Annotated in this window: 1 protein-coding gene; it reads left to right on the top strand. The window is 36.0% G+C overall.

All coding sequences use genetic code 11. The features are described 5' to 3' along the window. Positions 1-329: 329 nt before the first annotated feature. Positions 330-1,346, top strand: a complete 1,017-nt coding sequence (locus ACT3CD_RS17195; protein WP_444646903.1) for a transposase — start codon at positions 330-332, stop codon at positions 1,344-1,346. Positions 1,347-1,365: the final 19 nt, after the last annotated feature.

The raw sequence follows: 1,365 nt of genomic DNA, 5'->3' as shown, positions 1-1,365 counted from the left end.
CAATAGTCCGTTAAACTATTGTATAAATATTTGAAAATCAGTAAAATAAGTTGATTTTTTCTTGGTTAAACCCTTGAAAATCAGTATCTTAACAGATTAAACCAAAAATCGAATTAAGAATGATCTTCAAGGGCAATAACTCAATTAAAGCATTGATATACAATGCTTTAATTAATAAATCTCTTAATCAATGGCGAAAAGATTTTCTTTCCGAAGTGTTCATACTCTTCCTTTGCATTAAAGGAAGAATCAATTTTGCTCAGCTCGAAAGATACGGTCTTTTCACCGAACAAAGATATCGTCAACAGTTTGAAAAACCATTTGATTTTATGGAATTCAATACCAACTTAACAACTCAACACGGAAGCGGTCATTATATAATTGCTTTTGACCCAAGCTATATACGTAAGTCAGGTAATAAAACACATGGCTTGGGACGTTATTGGTCCGGATGCGCTCAAGCCTCAAAATGGGGACTTGAAATTGGTGGCATTGCCGCTGTTGATGTCGACAACAATTTTGCATTTCACTTGGACGCTATACAAACACCATCAAGCAAGGGAGCCCTGGACGACGAGAAATCTCTTTTAGATTGGTATGGCGACACCTTATATCAAACAAAAGATACCTTGAGTAAGATTTCAACATACCTGGTTGCTGATGCTTATTTTTCCAAAAGACCATTTCTCGAAAAGGTACGTTCAATGCAAATGCACCTGATAAGTCGTCTGAGAGATGATGCCGATATGAAATACCTCTATTATGGCCCAAAAACTGGTAAAAGAGGGCGTCCAAAGAAGCATGATGGAAAAATTGACTGGAACAATCTCAAAGATGATTATTTCGAGATAGAGCATATTGATGATACTACCACCATATACTCAGCGGTGATTTACGCTAAATCTTTTAAGTGCAACATCAAAATCTCATGTGTCTTTTTTCTTAATGATAAGGGCAAAGAAACACGCAAAATTTATTTCTCTTCTGACTTGGAAATGTTGGCTGCCGATATATTGCAATATTATCGCTCACGCTTCCAAATAGAATTTGTGTATCGCGATGGAAAACAATTTACCGGTTTGGAACATTGCCAGGCAAGAAGTGAAAACAAATTGAATTTTCACTTCAATGCATCTCTAACATCTGTAAATCTTGCTCGAATATCTCATTGGCTCAGCATTCCTAAAGAACAACGACAGGCTTTTTCAATGACTGATGTAAAAACTCTGTACCACAACAAGATACTTATAGACCGATTTATTGATGTGTTCGCTATAAACCCAAACACGAGAAAAAATCAAAATATTGTCAAAGAGCTTATTAAATACGGCACTTTGGCCGCGTAAAACTTAACGGACTATTGAA

It is taken from the genome of Geofilum sp. OHC36d9 (assembly GCF_052400685.1).
Classification (GTDB): Bacteria; Bacteroidota; Bacteroidia; order Bacteroidales; family Marinilabiliaceae; genus CAZHHH01.
This window is presented reverse-complemented; position numbering and strand designations above follow the sequence as displayed.

What these genes read in the sequence shown, in the direction of transcription:
- ACT3CD_RS17195 (WP_444646903.1), top strand. Translation starts at nt 330, where the DNA reads ATGGAATTCAATACCAACTTAACAACTCAACACGGAAGCGGTCATTAT.